Below are 18,925 nucleotides of genomic sequence, written 5' to 3'. Positions count from 1 at the left end.
TATGCATCATAAGTTTGTTATATTTCCATTTACTGCCATGGTGGGGCAGAAAATACTGAAAAAAGCACTTCTTATAAATGCCATTGATCCTTCAATAGGAGGAGTGCTCATAAAAGGAGATAAAGGTACAGGGAAATCAACGTTCGTTCGTTCACTTTCATATCTGTTACCTGAAATAGAAATCGTGGAAGGTTGTTCCTTTAACTGCCATCCATCTGATATCAAATTAATGTGTCATTCTTGCCAGGAAAAATATAAAAATGGAGGCACACTCCCTAAACTTAGTAAAAGAATGGAAATCGTGGACATGCCCATATCAGCCACTGAAGATATGGTAATTGGAACTATAGATATAAAAAAAGTCTTAAAAAAAGGAATTAAAGCTTTAGAACCAGGAATTTTGGCACGAGCTAACCGCAACATCCTCTATATTGATGAAGTGAACCTTTTAGATGATCATTTGGTAAATGTACTTCTTGATTCTGCAGCTATGGGTGTGAATCTGGTGGAAAGAGAAGGAATCTCTATTCATCATCCATCTAGGTTTATTCTGGTTGGAACCATGAATCCGGAAGAAGGTGACCTGCGTCCTCAAATATTAGATCGTTTTGGGCTCTCGGTGGAAGTTAAAGCTCTTGAATCAAAGGAAGAACGTCTCAAAGTAATGCAATACCGACGCGAATTTGATCATGATCCATGGGAATTTGAACAAAAATTCAAAACCCAGCAGGAAAACTTACAGGATAAGATCATTCAGGCTCAGAAATTACTACCTCAGGTAATGATTTCGCAGGACATGCTGGAAAAGATAGTGGAAATAATCACCAGTCTGGGCATAAAAACCCACAGAGCAGATATTGTTATGGAAAAAACATCCAAAGCACTGGCAGCATTGGATTGTAGAACTGAGGTAGCAGAAGAAGATCTTAAGGAAGCTGCCTTAATGGCTCTACCACATAGAATGAAGCAATTACCATTCCAAAAAGATGAACCTCTCACCCAGGAGGCCATTGAAAACATGATTCATGGTGAACCTCCTGAAGAAACTTTTGAAATAGATCGACAACGTCAATTGAAAAAGAACATCACCAGAACGGAGGTTAAAGGAGCCTTACAGGGAAAAAATAGTTCAAAAGTCACGGGGAGTAGGGGAATGTATCTGAAAGCCAGGGATAGTAAGAAACCTGCCAGTTTGGCAGTGGATGCCACTGTGCGCAAGGCAGCACGGGAAAATAATAATGGAAAATTGGTGGTGCTGCCTGAACATGTAATGGAAAAGGTTCGTGTTAGTAAAGGGGAATCCCTCTACATCATACTCTTGGACTCATCATCTTCCATGCGAATGGATAAGAAAATAGGGTTTGCCAAAAGCCTTTCATGGCTCCTTTTAAAGGAATCTTATGAAAAAAAGAACAAAATTGCACTCCTGGCGTTCAGGGGAGACGATGCTGAGATATTGTCTTCTCCAACCAGAGATGTGAATAAGATCGAAGAATCCCTGGAGAATTTACCCACTGGGGGTAAAACACCCCTTACTCCGGCTATATATCAGGCGCTGAAAATGGCTAAACTTGAAAAAAGAGCAACACCCACTCTGGTGGTGATTTCCGATGGTCGCGGGAATGTGTTCTTGGAAGATAATCTTGAAACAGATATAAAACTCATTTCAGAAATGATTGATGGTGTTAACATGGTTTTTGTCAACGCTGAAACTAGAAATAGAAGCATCGGTGTTTTGGAAGATATCTCCATTAGTTTTACAGCACCACACTTTTACTTGGATGAAGTGGTTTAAAGACAAAGATTTGGGCTTATAGTAGAATTAAACCAATAATAGATTGCAGAAAGACCAAAAAAAATGGTAAAAACAAAGAAAAAGGACAAAAAAATTTAGTAAGGAGATAATATATGAATTTAAAAAAATTTACCACCAGAGATTTGACATTCATTGGCATGATAATAGCTTTAATGTTCATTGTACAGGCTGTTACCATTTTGGGTGTCTCTGCATTCACACCTTTCGAACCAGCTAAATCAGTGGCTTCAGCATTTTTTGTGAGCATTGTAATTGCCATTGGACTGGCTAAAGTGGGAAAAATCGGTACATTCACCATTATTGGCGTAGTAAATGGGATAATATGTGGATTTATAATGCCAGCATTTTTACCATTACTCCCCACCACAGTACTGGGAGGTTTAGCAGCAGATGCTGTTATTAAAATTAAATATGGAGAATATGGGGTTAGAAATTCTTTAATAACAGCTTGTGGAATTAACCAACTGGTGGAAACCTTTGTAATCCTCACAGTTCCCTTTTTCTTCGGGTTCTCTCAAACCATTCTCACCCCTACCCTGATACTGGTATCAGCATTGATAACCACAACCCTCGGTGTTCTGGGAGGTTTTGTTGGTTCGAAAATAGTTCAGGAACTCAAAAAGGCAGGGGCGATTGGTGAGTGATCATAGAAAGTTTTTTTTCACCATTCACCGCCCAAAACCCGGAAGAAGACTCCATGGTCCACAGGTTGGACCCTCGCACTAAAATGGGACTTCTTTTAGGTGTTACTCTCCTTTCAGTTTACCTGGATAACATTATATTCCTCCTGACTTTGGAGATGGTGTTACTTGTCTTAACCGTCATTTCCCGTACTTTTCGAAGTATGATGCGGTTCCTTTTACTTTTTTTCACCTTTGGAATCATATCAGTGGTGGTACTAGCTTTAATAACTGATAATCTGAACTATTCACTGGTATCCTTCAGTCCATTTTTTGCCCGTTTTGGAGTGATGATTACGGCGGGATTATTGTTTGCTTTCACCACTTCACCCAACAACTTGGCCCGGGCACTGGAGAAGATGCGATTCCCAGCACCCCTAAGTTTCACCCTTACCATCACTCTCCGCTATATCCCCACCCTGGCCCGGGAAGCAGGAGCTATAATGAACGCACTCAAACTCAGAGGAATCAATCTATCTTTATGGGACATCATCCGCAAACCTTCCTATTTCTATAGGGGAATGATCATTCCTCTTTTAATCCGCACACTTAAATTATCTGATGAAATTGCCATTGCCGCTGAAAGCCGCGGTTTCAATGGGGGAAAAGGAAGATCCAGTTTGAACACTCTGAAAATAGGTGTTAATGATCTGTTTTTTGCAGTTTTCATGGTTATGTCAGGGTTTATTCTTCTTTTTATGGATAAGGCATCTTTACTGAAAATAGGGGGTTAAAAGCTTGACAGAAGTTACAGTTTCTAATTTAACCTACCGTTACCCTCATACCAAAAAACCAGTTCTCAACAGGATCAATCTACAGGTAAATAAGGGCGAATTCGTCTTTATCACTGGAAAAAGTGGCTGTGGAAAATCAACTCTGGCCCGTACACTAAACGGTACCATACCTCATATATTGGAGGGTGAAATGGACGGTACAGTTATGGTGAAGGGTAAAAACACTCTTGATCATCAGGTCTCAGAAATTGCTCCTGATCTAGGCTTTATATTTCAGAATCCCGAGTCACAGTTTTTTACCCTCAGGGTGGAAGATGAGGTGGCGTTCGGCCCAGAAAATCTTGGACTAAATCAGGATGAGATACATGAAATGGTTTTCCGATCCCTGGAATATGTAAACATGTCTGATTTCAGGAAGCGTAATGTTTTCCAGCTTTCAGAAGGTCAAAAACAACGGGTTGCTATTGCAGCTAACCTGGCCCTTAATCCGGATGTTTTGGTTCTGGATGAACCCACATCTAACTTGGACCCCCAGGGTGCTGGTGAACTATTTCAAATACTGGAAAAATTGAAAAATGAGGGCAAAACCATTATACTAATTGATCATCGCACTAGGTATGCCAGAAAACTCGCCGATCGACTGATAATTATGGATGATGGAAAAATTATCCGGGAAGGAGGCCCGGAACTATTGGATGACCCAGTTATAAGGGAAAACTATGGAATCAGAAATCCAAACCTTCAATTAGTTAATAGGTCACAGTTTACTAATAAACATTCTAATAAAGACTATAATGGTCGATTGACATTATCCAATACATCTGGGATCTCTAACCCTTCAAAAAAGGATAAACAGACTACCTGTAATCATGAAAACCATAATGCTGTTTTAGAGGTGGAAAATATAAGTTTCAGTTATGGTAATGGTTTCAGTATAAATGATATGTCATTTTCAATCTTTCAAAATGAAGTGGTAGGCATTGTGGGAGGCAATGGTTCAGGGAAAACCACATTGGCCAACATAATGGCAGGACTCCTCAAACCATCCCATGGAATAATTAAGTTCTGTAATGTTTCTTCAAAGTTGCCCACTGCCAGAAAAATTGGTATGGTTCTTCAGAACCCTGATCATCAGCTTTTCATGAGCAGTGTTTACACAGAACTATCCTTTGGATTACAGGAGTTAGGTTTCACTTCCTCTGAAATTGGCAAGATGGTTAATGATGTTATAGATTCCATGAACCTTAAAAAGTTAAAAGAAAGACATCCACATTCTTTAAGTGGTGGTGAAAAGCAAAGAACACTCATATCTGCTTTAATAGCTAGAAAACCTCAGGTTTTAATTTTAGATGAACCTACTACTGGAATGGATGATTATCACATGAACCAGTTGGTATCCGAGGTTAAAAAATTAGAAAAAACAGGTATGGCAGTTATTTTAATCTCACATGATGAAGAATTCATCAAAAAGTCAGTAAACAGAATTATTTCAATTTCCAAAGGTGAAATTGTGGAAGATAAGGTTATTTCCTGATTTAAACATTGAATATCCTGTTATTTATCAAATTTAACTTTATTCGTTTCTTAAAATAATTTAAAGTTTAGGAGAAGATTGTAATGAAGAAAATATTGGCCCTCACTACCATAAACAACACATTATCCTTGAAAGATGCCATGGAGAAGATTAAAAAGGAACATGGTGATCTGGTAAAAATAAGAAAAGTTTACATGGAAGAATATGAGGATCCCACTGTATCCTTACAAGATGTTGAAGACAGTGTAGATGAATCTGATATTATATTAATAGATATCAGGGGAGATATCCGCCTGGCCAGAGAGTTACCAGCCATACTGGAAGGTAAAGATAAAACCGTGGTGGTAACGGTGTGGGGCAGTCCACAGATCCTTTCCATGGTAAAAATGGGAAAATTTCGTGGTGAGGAAGTTATTAAAATATTCCAGGAACATGATCTGGATCTGGATCATATCATAAGTTACCAGAAAAAGAAAGATTTACCAGAAAAGATGGAACAACTCTTAGAACCAGAAGTAAGGAAAGATATGGAACTATGGCTCCAAACCCTGGAATATTATGGCCAAAACGATTCTACGAATCTGAAAAACTTTATATTATTCCTTTTACAGAACTTTGCTGGAGTTGATGGTTTAGGAAATATTCCGCCAGCATTACCACAACCGCTTTATGGTCTATACCTTCCTTATCAGGGTATTTATCAGGATCTGGAGGAATATAAAAACCGGCTGGGTTATGATGAAAATCTTCCCAGCATAGGTGTGCTTTTTTATGGAGGAATGCACTTTGATGACACCCAACCCATAGCAGATGCATTTTTTGAACACCTGCGCGAGGATGCCAATGTACTGTCTGTTTTTTCCAACGTGGAAAACAACCTCCAGGCCATCAATGAATACTTAAAAGACATTGATCTTTTCATAAACTTACAGTACTTTCAGATCAATGGAGGCCCCTATGGTGGCAGCACAGAACCCACTCTCCAGTACTTCCAGGAAGTGGATGCCCCCTATTTGCTGAGCCTGCGAGGATATGAAACAGATGTGTATGACTGGCAGGCTGGGGAAGATGACCTCAGTCCCCTGGAAATCATTCTGGGGGTGACCATGCCAGAACTGGATGGAGCCATAGAACCCCTATTTACTGCAGGACTGGAAACCATCCAGGACCCAGAACTGGGACGGGTGAAACTCATCAAAGTCTTACCAGACCGTATGGAAAAACAGGCTGAAAGAATCAGAAAATGGCTCATCCTCAGAAGAAAGAAAAATGAAGATAAAAAATTAGCCATTTTAACCTATAACTATCCCCCTGGTGAAGAAAACCTGGCGGGTTCCGGATACTTGGATGTTTTTGCCAGTATGGAAATATTCCTTCAAAAACTCCAGGAGAATGGTTACCACTTAGATATTCCTTCTGAAAAACTTAAAGACTTATTCATGAAAGAAGGAGTTCTAAACAGCCCTAAATATCATCAAAAAATAGGAATACGGGTTAAAAAAGATGATTATGTGGTATGGTTCCGGCAACTGCCTGAAAACGTTCAACAGCAGGTGATATCTCGTTGGGGTGAACCACCAGGTGAGGTTATGGTGGATGGTGATGAAATCATCCTCCCCGGGCTATTTTTGAGTAATATATTCTTGGGTGTGCAGCCCAGCAGAGGGGTGCATGAAAACCCAGAAACTGCTTATCATGATAAAAAACTACCACCACATCACCAGTACCTGGCTTATTACTACTTTTTAGAGAGTGTTTATGGTGCCGATGCAGTGATTCATTTTGGAATGCATGGAACATTGGAATTCACTCCGGGAAAACAGGTAGGTCTTTCATCATCCTGTTTCCCTGACCTTTTAATTGGAACTTTACCTCATATTTACTACTATTGGGTGGGAAACACTTCAGAATCAACTATAGCCAAGCGAAGATCCTATGCCCAGTGCATATCACACGCATCTCCTCCCATGAAAAGTTCAGGGTTATACGAGGATTATCTGAATCTTGAAGAACTTTTAGACCAATACAATGAAAATTATGATGAAAAAACCCTTAAAATCATTGAAGAGAAGGCTCAAGAACTCCACTTACCCGTATATCCTGATGAAATATCAATGGAACTCTACAGGATGAAAAAAAGACTCATCCCTCACGGTCTGCACATATTAGATAGTAAACCTGCCCCTGAACAGTTGGTAGATTATCTTCTAGGAGTTCTAAGAATTGAACGTGAATATCCTCCTATTTTAAAAATATTAGATTCACAGGAAGAAAATAAAAAAACAGGGGAAGAACAACTTGGAAAAATTAAAGATAATCAACTTGAAGAAGATGCCAAAAAACTAATTAAATCCTTAATTGAGGGAAATGTCCCAGCTTATTTTCCTGAAGGATATGGGAAATATGTTAAAGAAATCATAGGTAATATAACTGATTCCAGGGAAGCTGAAGGTTTATTAAATGCTTTAAATGGCCAATATATTATGCCCTGTCGGGGTGGAGACCCTATACGTGATCCTGAGGTTTATCCTACAGGAAGAGCCATGTATGCATTTGATCCCCGTCAGATACCCACAGTAGCAGCAGAAGCCAGGGGTCAGCAAGCTGCAGAACTCTTAGTCAAATCTTATCTGGAAAAACATGGCCAGTACCCTCAGAGGGTTGGAATAGTATTATGGGGTTTTGAAACCCTTAAAACAGGTGGAGATACCATAGCCACCATTTTGGCTCTATTGGGGATGCGTATCAAGCATCAAAAGGGGGCCTGGTTCAAAAACATTGAAGTTATACCATTAAAGGAACTGGGAAGACCCAGAATCGATGTGACCATCACCATCTGTGGCATATTCCGGGATACCCTAGCTACTCATATTGATTTTATTAACCGTGCAGTTAGAAGGGTAACTAGATTGGAAGAAGATCCTGAGGATAATTATCCCCGTAAACATTACCTGGAAGATGCGGAGGAGTTAGGTGATCTGGCCATGGCCCGTGTCTTTGGTCCAGCACCCACTGAGTATGCCACCAGCATGCGCACCCGGGTGGAAACTGGTAAATGGGAAGAGGAGGAAGAACTGGTAGAAAGCTACCAGGACAGTATGAAATATGCATATCAGGAGGGTACCATCACCGAGAGCGAGGAAGCATTCAACCGGGCACTTTCCAGGGTGGATATGGTCACGCAAGAAAGGGATAACACTGAATATGAGGTTACTGACCTGGATCATTACTATGAGTTTCTGGGTGGGCTTTCCCGTACCATTGAAAATAAACGGGGTGAAAAAGCAGATGTACTGGTGGTGGACTCCACAGAAGAAGAAGTTCGGGTGGAAGGATTATCCCAAACTATCCAGCGAGCCACAAGAACCCGTCTTTTAAACCCGGCATGGATCGATGGAATGTTAAACCATGAATTCCATGGTGCTCAGAAACTTCAGGACAATTTGGAATACCTACTGGGATTTGCAGCCACCACTGGGCAGGTTGAAAACTGGTTATTTGACGAAGCAGCTGACAAACTCCTCTTTGATGAAGAAATGAGGAAAAAAATACTGGAAAATAATCCATACGCTGCTGTTAAAATGGGAGAAACACTGCTTGAAACTGAACGAAGAGGATACTGGGAAGTTGATGAGGAAAAAATAAGAGAGTTAAGGGATTTGGTGGTGAATATGGATGCGGAAGTAGAATAACATTTAATTTCTAAGGTTATGATTTTCGTGCTCTTCTTCCAGCACATGCAACATTTTATGATAGTTTTCCTCACCTAATTCATGCAGAAGCCGGTGATGTAACTGGCTTTTAACCAAGTGCAACACTTTGTGAAAAGATTCTGCTCCAATAGCATGTAATATCTCATGATATGCTTCTTCAACTGTTAACTTAACTTCACATTCCACTCCATTATTTTTAAGTAAATGCAGGAGTTCAGCTGATTTAGGTGGTCGGAGATGGGCTTTTTTAAGGGTTTCATAATTGTTGAAGATCTCCTCAGGAGTGCCTTGGCCAATGATCTCGCCATCGTGGAGTACGAATATTTTATCCGCAAACTGGGTGACCATCTCCACATCGTGGGAGGCGATGATAATGCTCATATCTTCTTGGTTTAGTTTATAAAGAATTTCCATGACTTGGTCTACACCTTTGGGATCGAGGCCCGTGGTGGGTTCATCTAATACCATGATTTCCGGGCGCATGGCTAGAATGCCGGCAATGGCAACCCGTTTTTTCTGACCACCACTCAAATGGTGTGGGGCTCTTTTTTCCAGCCCAGTCATTCCTACCATTTTTAGGGCCTCTTCTACTCTTTCATCAACTTCATCTTCAGATAGTCCCAGGTTCATGGGCCCGAAGGCCACATCTTCCACTACAGTGGGTGCAAATAGCTGATCATCAGGGTTCTGGAATACAATGCCCACTTTTTGTCGGATTTGGAGAAGTTCCTTTTTTTCATAAACTGCAGATTGACCATCAATTTTTATCAAGCCTGAAGTGGGTTGATTTATCCCGTTGAAATGTGCAAAAAGGGTTGATTTACCAGCACCATTGGAACCAACAATGGCCACCCTTTCACCCTCTTTTATTTCAATATTAATATTATGAAGGGCGGAAGTGCCGTCAGGATAAGTGAAACTCATGTTTTCGGTTTGTATTATTGTTCTGACCATTTAAATTTCCCTCATAGATTTCATTTAACATCCTCTTGTTTATTTTTTATCCAAATTATTGGAGAATAATTTTAATTCAAATTATTTAAGCAATGTTTATCCCCACGAATCCCCATTGATAAAAGAAGAACATGGCTAAAATTTGCAGACAGACTACCACTCCCAGGGTGGAGGCAATAAATACATACTCATGAGTTCCGATTTTTTTCTTTCGATCATGGTAGAGTTTGGATTTTTCTGAAAATCCCCGACTAGCCATACTTAGATAAATGGTTTCCCCCTGTTCATAGGCTCGTAAGAACATCATAGCTACAGTGTAACCCAACTGTTTCATCCTCCATTTGTAGGGGAGTTTGTTGTTAAAAGCATCAAAACATCTGGCTTTCTGAGCATGGGATATGCGGTGCAGTTCATCATAGAACATGAAGAGAAATCTGATCATGAGGCTGAGTATCATGGCAAACTCCCTGGGCATACCAAGTTTTCGGAAGGACTCCACCACTTCCTGCATGGGACTTATTGATGATAAAAGTACAATGGATGTAAGGGCCACTATGAGCCTGGACATTAAAAGAGCTGCCCACATCAAACCACCATCAGTGACTTGAATACCGAAAGCACCAGACCAGATCACATTACCGGGATGAATAAATGGTTGAAATGCTATTATGAAACCACCAAAAGGTAGAAGTAACAGAACTCGGGTTACAGTGGTTTTAAATGAAACAGTGGATATGTAAATCAACAGTAAAAGGTAACTTTCCAGGAATATCATAACTGCTATTTGAGTGGAAAATACGGCATAAACAATAATGAATATTAATAAAATTAGTTTGACTCTTCCATCCATGGAATGAAGGGGGCTTTCTTTGTCAGTTTCTTTCTCAAGCTCTCTTACTGAGCCTACTCCGTTCATAAATAGTATCTCCTTTTTGCAAAAAACATTTTGTTATATTCTCTTTTAACCTTAAAAAAAGGATTCAATAAAAAAAATAAAGAGGGAGATTATGGTGATGTTTCTGGGGGGTTTCTCCTTCTAAGTAGCATGGCAACAACATAGGCTACTATTAATGTTATAATAATGCCTATAGCTAGAGCTGCTATTTCACCAATTTTTTCTAACCCTTCTATGGAGTAATCTGGCATTGGTGATTGGAGAGCGGCTTCAGTTTCGCCCACGCCAACATTTTCGGCGGATTTCTCCAAACCATCTGGATCTGGTGAAGCTATAAAAGGTGACATAACTGCTATCACCAGACAGATAATTAAACCTCCGATAACGAAGTATTTGTCATTGGTGCTCATTTGGCAGTCACCTCACTTTCTTCAGTTTTCTGTTCACCTAATGTTTTGTTTTTATTCCAGGCAAGCAGGTCGGGTCTGAGTTTTTCCAGAGCATAAATTACTACTACGGTTAACACTGCTTCAATAATTCCTATGAAGAAGTGGTATATTCCCATAGATGCTAATCCTGCGACAAGTGGGAAAGTTCCGGCCAACCACATCTCAACAGCAGCTAATTCAGCTGCCAGGAATATGGATAACCATGCGGCGATAGCTATGGCAGGATATTTACCTATTGGTTTTCTTAGACCTTTAAAGGTGAAAAGTCCTACACAACCCCCGACAATACCCATGTTAAGTACATTGGCACCCAAAGCAGTTATTCCTCCATCTCCGAAGAACAGCGCCTGTACTAATAGTACCAGGGTGAACACAATTACTGCTGCCTCAGGAGCGCAGAATACAATGGCTACTAATGCACCACCGACCATATGGCCGCTGGTTCCAAAGGGTATGGGCATATTCATCGACATTATGGCAAAAATACCTGCAGCTAAAACTGCCATCAAGGGAACTGCTTTCTCATCGAGATTCTTCCTGGCCCATTGCAGGGAGAAGTACAGTGCCACTATGAGAATAACATAGTATATAGCGCACTGCCACAGTGGAATAAAACCATCTGGTATATGCATGTTTTTTTACCTCCATTTTTTTTAGAAATGAAAGCTTTTAAAAAGTATTACATATTGTAGTGTTTACGGGGTAATATACTCTTTAAAAGCCTTATTCCCATTAAGTTTATTGCATTGGTCCATATTATAAGCTTTTCCGTTAGTATTACTATCTGCTGATTTAAATGCTTTAAAGTAATAATCTTATTAAATTATACAAATTGAAATCAATACTACGGAGGTAGATTATGGATTTAATTTGTATATATGGCTAAAATATCAAAATAATTTTTTTATGTTCTCTTTTTAGTCATCAAATCTTAATCCAATGATTTTTTTGAAGGGATTTCTCCATTTTTTCATGAATTTTGTTTATTAACTTTTTTATTCTTAGATCTTAAAACCAGGAGGATAATACAGCCTACCATGGTTATGATACCTTCGAAAATTCCAACCACTGCGGAGTACATGCCCATGGAAATAACTCCTTCTAATAATGGAAATGTACCAGCCAGCCACATCTCCACAGAAACTGCTAAAGATGCAAAAATTAAGGATAAAAGTCCAGCAAACCACCCACCCACTATGGCTTGTGGTATTTTTCCCAGTGGTTTAGCAAACTTATAAACGTAAAACCCTGTAAAACCGGCTATAACTCCAATATTAATTATGTTGACACCGATGGTAGTTATACCACCGTCTCCAAATAGTAACCACTGTAACATGATTAGGGGAGACATAACCAGGACTGCACCCCATGGACTTCGAAGTATTATGGTTACCAGTGCAGCCCCCATCAAACTTATACCCACTCCGAAGGGTACGGGAATGCAAAATGCCTGTATAATGAACAGGAATACCCATAGAAAAATCAATAAAAATACATATGAAATTATTTTATCATTGTCAGATTTTTCTTTTTTAAGTTTATCTAAGCTTTTAATCAGCCATTTAAGTGTGAAAATCCATGCTATGAACATTAAAATTATATACAGGCCACATTGCCACAATGGAATAAAACCGTCGGGTATGTTCATTGTATCTCCTCAATCCATAAATTATAATGTCATATCTGTTCTTACAACCTTTCATTTCAAATGGTAAATTTCCAAAATTCTAAAAAGGAATAATCAAGTCACGGCAATGATTATTTATTTTAGTGAAAGATAAATCTTATTAGACTGTATCAAATAACTTAGGAATATATTAATTTGTTTTTTTAATTTTCATCATTTCATTCCCACCTTTACGGAACCTGTAATCAACTTTCACTATTTCCATCTCTGCGTCACTGGCCAGATCTTCAGTTATCCTGCCAACGAAGTGTGATTTGTTCCCATTTCCCTGGAGATTGACCAGAGGGTAGATGCGCACTTCTTCAGAAGTCACCCGTAACATTTCCCTGATGGAATTAAGGTGGAACTGGTAATCCAGACGGTCGTCGTAGAGAAATAGAAGATGGGAACATAATGTGAGTGAAAACTGGTTGTTGTTAAAGGGAAGTTCTGGTAGTTTTCCTTTTATGTATCTTATGCCTTTGAAAACTTTGTAATCGTTAATGAATTTTTTGCAGGCTTTCATTCTTTCTTCAATCATATTTTTGGAGTTTTGGAAAAATCCCCAGTCCACTTTATCCTCCATTCCAGTATGGGCTTTGATTAGGGTGTAAAAATCATCAATGGATCTTTCCTGTACTGTTTCATAGTCCATTCCGTAGAGTGGGTCTATAGCAGTAACCAGATATCCCTGGTTTCCCAGTACCGGCACAAAGGAACTTGCCCCTGCTGCACAGTCTAGTGTTCTTTGATTTTTAAGGAATCCTGGACTCAGTTTGAACATGGACATGTATTCCTGACACCCTCTTCCCAGAAACCATATTTTATCCTTGGAAAATGAGTAGACCATGGTTATCACTGATGGAAGTTATATTGCGTAGATTTTTTTCCATATGAACAGTTTTTAGATGGTTCCCGGTGTCATTTACTATCTGGTAATTGTTGGAGATCCAGAAATCAAGAGAACCATGCACTGTCTTCTGGGTATGGAGGTATATTTTATCATAACCTTTTTTTCTGCAGAAATCCTCTGCCATGTGGACTAAAGCGGAAGCTACCCCATTCCTACGCCATGGTTTGTCAACAAAAACCCTCCATAAACTGGCTGTTGTTTGAGGATTGTATAAATCTTTAAAAATAGGATAATCCCTATCATAAGCTCTAATTCCAATGGTACCAATGATTTTTTCAGTATCATGGTCAATTGCCAGGAAGAAGTTGTTTCTTTCAGGATCAAGATAATAATCTTCCATTTTTTTGATGTCTTGATGGTATTCTGGGATGAATCCAAAACCAAACTCATCCTGGATCATCTTAAAAAGGAATTTTTTAACATTGTATGGGGAAATATGTTCTTTTTGAAGCTTTTTTATTTTAAAATAGCTCATGATGAATTCTTCCGTTAAATCGTTTCCCCATTTTATTACTTTCTAGGGGATTTTAATTTGTTTAGTAATACTAACTTATCTGTTTATATTAATAAGAATGCCATTAATCTATATATAATTTCCGAATAAGTTTAAAATGGATCAAGATCAATAGGATAATGGAATACAATATTTGGTTTTTTTTTACAGTGCAGGAAGGGGAAAGGCATCAGAACCGTTTAAACCTTTTTATCACTGGAAAAATTTTTTCTCTGTTCAACAAAGGAAAAATAATTATTTAAATTTATGGAGAATTTAATATGAGTTGTTATATGTACTGGGATAGAATAAAATCCATTGCCGATTCTTTCAAAAGTTTTGATGAAGACGATCCAGATGAAGTACCCTTAGAGAAGATTATACCTCTCTTAGATTCAGTGGAAGAAATAGCCCATGATAATGTGATTGATTTTGATTCAGCCAAACACATTTTAGATGATAAAACCATGAATGAGGCTCTTAAAGTTATTAGAAAGTTTTATGTCTATTTAGGGGCCCGTCTGGAGACAGAAAATGCTCAAGAAATATTAAACTCCTCTGATCCCTGGGTTACTCTGGAATCATTCCATTTCTACCATCGTTACATTGGTCTCATAGAAAATGAGAGTAAACTGGTTAAATTTTCCCCTGAACAAAAGTTGGTGTTTGTTGGAGGAGGACCCCTTCCTTTGACTTTAATTCTACTTAACAAGCTTTATCAGGTTCCTTGTGTCAGTATAGAGATAAAACCTGAGGTGGCTGAATTGTCTCGCCAGGTATTAAAGAAGCTGGGAATGGATTCCCAGATTGAAGTTAGGGTAGGGGATGAAACAACCCTGAATGATATAGATTATTCAGTGGTGATGGTAGCGGCTCTGGCAGAACCCAAAGAGAGGGTGTTTGCCAATGTTTGGGAAACAGTGGATACTCGCACCCCAGTCCTTTACAGAACCTATACTGGTATGAGGGCTATTTTATATTCTCCAGTCACTGAAAAGGCCACCCGTGGCTTTCACAAAGAGGTGATGATCCTCCCCACAGGTAAGGTTAACAACACCTCAGTCTTAATTCGAAAAGTTGTTTAAGACAAGTTGTCTGGATTTATACGTCCAAATCATAATCATGGATAATCATGGATACTTAAAGGACTTAAAAAATTGCCAGCTTTGCCCATGGAAATGTGGTGTAAACCGTCTTGCGGGTGAAAGTGGAGTATGTCGCGTTGGTCTACCAGAAGTGGCTTACACAGGACTTACGCAGGTTTTAAAGACTTTTGCAGTCACATTATTAGGTTGTTCCTTTCGATGTATTTATTGTAATGCTTATCGCTTGTCTCAGTACCCTGATTCTGGATGGATGTATAGAGGTTATGTCCAACCAGATTCTCTTGTTCATGAAGTTTTGGATGCATTTAAAACTAATTTTGCCCAGAATATGGGTGTGGAAAAGCTCAGCTTCACAGGTGGAGAACCATCTATCCATACACCCTACTTGGAGGAAGTGACTGCCCAGATGCGAGAGCAGATCCCTGAATTGGAGGTGGGACTGGCCACCAATGGATTCTGCACTCCCCAGACCATGAAAAGACTGGTAGATATTTCTTCGTATATAAATTTTGAAATCAAAGCATTTGATCCAGAGTTACATCATGCAGTGACCGGTGCTCCAGTTGAACCCGTACTGGAAAATGCCGAATTCATTGCCTGTGAAAACCCTGAAAAAATCAGAGTATTTCGCACGGTTGTCATCCCGGGTATAAATGATTCAGAGGTTCCTAAAATAGCTAGTTTTCTCCGGGATATTGATCCTGGTTTACCGTACCGTTTAGTGGGATTTAGACCCCACTTTTTACTTTACTATCATCCCGGTCCATCTAAAAATCTTATGCAAAATCTGGTGGAAGAATGTAATGATTTGGGTCTTAAAAATGTGGATTACTCTGGTTACAGTCCGGGTGGAGTTTTAAGTTATGGATCTTCTTTTAACACCAGGTTGAAAAATATATATAATATCCTTAATCATGCTGGATGTTACAACCACCCCCGCAACTGCGGTTCATGTCCAGAAAACCAGTACTGTCCAGCCATTGTAATGGAACCCTGGACTAACTTGCCTCTAAAATAAATGACAGATTATTGTGATGTATTAATTATTTTAAATCTTCATATTGCTTTTTTTACCAATGACATGTTGTGTTAGGGTCTGATGATATTCCTAATTGGGAATTGAACTACATGGTATTATATATCATAAATGAACGGTTCGAAATCGAAATATTTATATGGGTATTATGATTAATGATGACCTGGATATGAACATTGTGAAGATTCATGTCTGAGTAAACAGTGCAACCTGGAGGTAATGATGTTATGAAACTGATGATATGTGGAAAAGGAGGAAGTGGTAAAAGCACCATTGCAGCTTTACTTGCAAGAACTTCTGTTAAAACTGGAAATTCTGTATTGGTAGTTGATACCGATGAATCCAATTTTGGCCTGCACCGGCAACTGGGATTGGAACTTCCTCCAGATTTTATAAATTATTTTGGAGGAAAAACTGTTGTACTTGAGAAAATCATGGCAGCAGCACCAGATTACGAGTCTGTATCCTTTTTTGATAAGGAGTGGCAGATTGCAGACATCCCCTCTGAATATTATTCTGAGAAAAATGGAATCAAACTCATTGCCATTGGAAAAATTCATGATGTGGGTGAAGGATGCGCATGTACCATGGGTGTCTTGGCCAAAGAATTCATTGGTAAATTAAAGTTAAACTCCAATGAATTGGTTTTGGTTGATACAGAAGCTGGTATCGAGCATTTTGGAAGAGCTGTTGAACAAGATGTGGATGCTATTCTCATGGTGGTAGATCCCTCATATGAATCCATGAAACTCAGTGAAAAAGTATTAGAATTAAGTAAAAGCATAGAAAAGCCAGTATATTATATTTTAAACAAAGTTGATAAGACTAATGAACAATTCATGCGAGAATCCATCAGTAATCCGGATATGATCATTGCAACTATCCCTACCAATGCATCTCTTTCTGTGGCAGGTCTCAAAGGGGATGAAATAACAGCGGACGGTCCAGAAATAGAAAATATGAACAATTTACTAATGGAAATCTCAGAAAATTAATTAAATTCCTAAATTCGTTATTTTTTTTTATCAATTAAAGTTTGGGCAGCCTTATGCTGTGAATAAGAGGTGAATCATGAGTAAAAGGGATCATTTAAGCAGAAATGAGTTTCACCAGTCTGAAAAGGAGGGTGTACATAAACTTCGCGGACCGAGCAGTTTCTGGATACAGGATCCAGAACTGGTTTTTGGTGAGCTGAACCTTCAAGAAGGAGATCATTTTCTAGACATAGGTTGCGGTACCGGAGATTACTCTCTGTACGCTTCTAAAATCATTGGAAATTCAGGACAAGTATGTGCCCTGGATATACAGGATAAACTGATCACTAATTTAAAAGAAAAAGCCCATCAAGAAGGATTAAAAAATATTGTGGCCTTAATCTCCGACATTGCTCATCCTTTACCAGTTGAAGATAAGAGTGTTGATGTCTGTTTTATTTCCACAGTTCTCCATTCAGTTGATCTTGCAAAATATGGGCCAATGTTATTTCGTGAAGTTCGGCGCGTTTTAAAACCGGATGGGAGGCTGGTGATCATTGAATGCAAAAAAGAGGACCTTTCCCGAGGCCCGCCACTAAATATGCGCATATCACCCGAAGAACTTGAAAATCTAGTAGAAAAACACGGTTTTTGGAAGATAAATCAGGTTGACCTGGGATTCAACTACCTGATCCAGTTTGGTGTTAAAAATTAATGAAAGAACTAAAACTGAATTGAAGATGGGGGAAACAGCAGCTAAATATTCCTGTGTGGTAAACCTCCTCCTGGCAATAATTAAGGGAGTGGTTGGATATTCATCGGGAAGTATAGCTTTAATAGCAGATTCCATCCATTCATTTTCTGACATAGCTGCATCCTTTGCTGTTTACATCGGACTAAAACTTTCCAGACGCGAACCTGATAAGAACTTCCCTTATGGATATTACAGGATGGAAACCCTGGCATCTTTAATAGTATCAGCTATGATTATCATAGTTGGTTATGAAATAGTCTTAGAGTCTTATGATGCTTTTTTAAATCCGACTATAATCGACATGCCCTTAATCAGTCTTTTTGTTGCGGTTATTTCAGTAGTAGTTTCTTTTGCACTGGCAAAATATAAAGAAAAGATAGGGAAAAAAATCGGATCACAGGCACTCATAAATGATGGAAAACACAGTTTCATTGATATATTTTCATCCATAATAGTCTTCATAGGCATATTCTGCTCATATTTGGGATTTTTAAGAGTACAAGGTATTTCAGGAATGTTAATTGCTTTTTTAATCATATATTTAGGACTAAAGTTGGCAAAAGATGATGTTCTGGTTCTTTTAGATGCCAGTATGGATCCTGAGAAGATCACAAAAATCAGAGATCTTGCTGAAGGTATTGAAGGTGTTAAAGGGGTGCATGATGTTAAAATTAGAAGGTCTGGCCCTTTTATATTAGCAGAGTTACATCTTGAAATCCAAAGGGGGTTTCCAGTTAAAAAAGCCAATGAAATTTCTATCAAGGTGGAAACTGCTATTAAGAATGAAATCAAAAATTTGGACAGTTTAACTGTGCAGATAGAGCCTTTTAAGAAGGAAACATTAAAAATTGCAGTTCCAATAGAAAATAAAAAGGGAATGAAATCTCAAATTTCCAAACATTTCGATCAAGCACCATACCTTCTCATTTCCAATGTGTCCGGTGATGGAAAAATTGATTTCACAATTATAGATAACCCCTGGGTTAAACACAAGGATAAAGGAAAAATGCTAACTTCCAAGTTTTTAAGAAGGGAAAAGGTGGATATTTTGGTAAGACCTGAAGTGGTGGAAGATCATATGCATATCCTGTCCAGCGGATTACTAGATATTATACCACCTAAGGGTGTAAATCTGGATGAAGTGATAAAAAACGCAGCTAAAAGAGGATAAAAAGCTATTAAAATGGAATAACTACTCGTATCCAAAT

At 38.7% G+C, this 18,925-nt stretch carries 17 protein-coding genes; 10 read left to right on the top strand and 7 right to left on the bottom strand.

All coding sequences use genetic code 11. From position 1 onward, the window contains the following. Position 1 precedes the first annotated feature (1 nt). The 5 genes from J2743_RS06775 (at position 2) to bchH (ending at position 8,456) form a co-directional block, all read left to right on the top strand. The gene (locus J2743_RS06775) at positions 2-1,795 is read left to right on the top strand and encodes a magnesium chelatase subunit D family protein (RefSeq protein WP_209625823.1); all 1,794 of its coding nucleotides are present in this window, start codon (positions 2-4) and stop codon (positions 1,793-1,795) included. Between the two features lie 113 nt (positions 1,796-1,908). Further along, positions 1,909-2,460 carry an MptD family putative ECF transporter S component gene (locus J2743_RS06770; RefSeq protein ID WP_209625822.1) on the top strand — a complete coding sequence of 184 codons (552 nt, stop codon included), beginning with the start codon at positions 1,909-1,911 and terminating at the stop codon, positions 2,458-2,460. Continuing rightward, complete coding sequence (locus J2743_RS06765) at positions 2,457-3,230, top strand: energy-coupling factor transporter transmembrane component T family protein (RefSeq protein ID WP_209625821.1); 774 nt, start codon at positions 2,457-2,459, stop codon at positions 3,228-3,230. The genes J2743_RS06770 and J2743_RS06765 overlap by 4 nt, the downstream gene beginning before the upstream one ends. Before the next feature lie 4 nt (positions 3,231-3,234). Continuing rightward, entirely contained in the window at positions 3,235-4,764 is a 1,530-nt protein-coding gene (locus tag J2743_RS06760; protein WP_209625820.1) for an ABC transporter ATP-binding protein, read from the top strand. Between the two features lie 83 nt (positions 4,765-4,847). After that, entirely contained in the window at positions 4,848-8,456 is a 3,609-nt protein-coding gene (gene bchH / locus J2743_RS06755) for a magnesium chelatase subunit H (RefSeq protein WP_209625819.1), read from the top strand. 3 nt (positions 8,457-8,459) lie between these two features. On the opposite strand, the gene J2743_RS06750 is transcribed toward bchH, so the two are convergent. From J2743_RS06750 to J2743_RS06720, 7 genes are all read right to left on the bottom strand, one after another. After that, on the bottom strand, positions 8,460-9,431 hold the full coding sequence (locus J2743_RS06750) for an ATP-binding cassette domain-containing protein (RefSeq protein WP_209625818.1): 972 nt from the start codon (positions 9,429-9,431) through the stop codon (positions 8,460-8,462). An 85-nt stretch (positions 9,432-9,516) separates the two neighbouring features. Continuing rightward, the gene (cbiQ, locus tag J2743_RS06745) at positions 9,517-10,347 is read right to left on the bottom strand and encodes a cobalt ECF transporter T component CbiQ (RefSeq protein WP_209625817.1); all 831 of its coding nucleotides are present in this window, start codon (positions 10,345-10,347) and stop codon (positions 9,517-9,519) included. 89 nt (positions 10,348-10,436) lie between these two features. Then, complete coding sequence (locus J2743_RS06740) at positions 10,437-10,736, bottom strand: PDGLE domain-containing protein (RefSeq protein ID WP_209625816.1); 300 nt, start codon at positions 10,734-10,736, stop codon at positions 10,437-10,439. Next, positions 10,733-11,407, bottom strand: a complete 675-nt coding sequence (gene cbiM / locus J2743_RS06735; protein ID WP_209625815.1) for a cobalt transporter CbiM — start codon at positions 11,405-11,407, stop codon at positions 10,733-10,735. The genes J2743_RS06740 and cbiM overlap by 4 nt, the downstream gene beginning before the upstream one ends. 338 nt (positions 11,408-11,745) lie before the next feature. Next, a complete protein-coding gene (locus tag J2743_RS06730; protein WP_209625814.1) occupies positions 11,746-12,423 on the bottom strand; it encodes an energy-coupling factor ABC transporter permease in 678 nt (225 codons plus the stop codon). 169 nt (positions 12,424-12,592) lie between these two features. Further along, positions 12,593-13,291: a class I SAM-dependent methyltransferase gene (locus J2743_RS06725; protein ID WP_209625813.1), complete on the bottom strand. Its 699-nt coding sequence runs from the start codon at positions 13,289-13,291 to the stop codon at positions 12,593-12,595. Next, positions 13,266-13,829, bottom strand: a complete 564-nt coding sequence (locus tag J2743_RS06720; protein ID WP_209625812.1) for a GNAT family N-acetyltransferase — start codon at positions 13,827-13,829, stop codon at positions 13,266-13,268. The genes J2743_RS06725 and J2743_RS06720 overlap by 26 nt, the downstream gene beginning before the upstream one ends. A 299-nt stretch (positions 13,830-14,128) precedes the next feature. Here J2743_RS06720 and J2743_RS06715 point away from each other — a divergent pair, with 299 nt between their 5' ends. The 5 genes from J2743_RS06715 (at position 14,129) to J2743_RS06695 (ending at position 18,888) form a co-directional block, all read left to right on the top strand. Further along, positions 14,129-14,932 (top strand): nicotianamine synthase family protein, encoded by an 804-nt coding sequence (locus tag J2743_RS06715; protein WP_209625811.1) that lies wholly within the window; start codon positions 14,129-14,131, stop codon positions 14,930-14,932. Between the two features lie 37 nt (positions 14,933-14,969). Beyond that, entirely contained in the window at positions 14,970-15,971 is a 1,002-nt protein-coding gene (locus J2743_RS06710; RefSeq protein ID WP_209625810.1) for a radical SAM protein, read from the top strand. 245 nt (positions 15,972-16,216) lie between these two features. Next, on the top strand, positions 16,217-16,984 hold the full coding sequence (locus tag J2743_RS06705; protein WP_209625809.1) for an ATP-binding protein: 768 nt from the start codon (positions 16,217-16,219) through the stop codon (positions 16,982-16,984). A gap of 76 nt (positions 16,985-17,060) precedes the next feature. Further along, a complete protein-coding gene (locus J2743_RS06700) occupies positions 17,061-17,678 on the top strand; it encodes a class I SAM-dependent methyltransferase (protein WP_209625808.1) in 618 nt (205 codons plus the stop codon). Next, positions 17,665-18,888: a cation diffusion facilitator family transporter gene (locus tag J2743_RS06695; protein WP_342451639.1), complete on the top strand. Its 1,224-nt coding sequence runs from the start codon at positions 17,665-17,667 to the stop codon at positions 18,886-18,888. The genes J2743_RS06700 and J2743_RS06695 overlap by 14 nt, the downstream gene beginning before the upstream one ends. The last annotated feature ends 37 nt before the right edge of the window (positions 18,889-18,925 follow it).

Source organism: Methanobacterium petrolearium (genome assembly GCF_017873625.1).
Lineage (GTDB): Archaea > Methanobacteriota > Methanobacteria > Methanobacteriales > Methanobacteriaceae > Methanobacterium > Methanobacterium petrolearium.
This window is presented reverse-complemented; position numbering and strand designations above follow the sequence as displayed.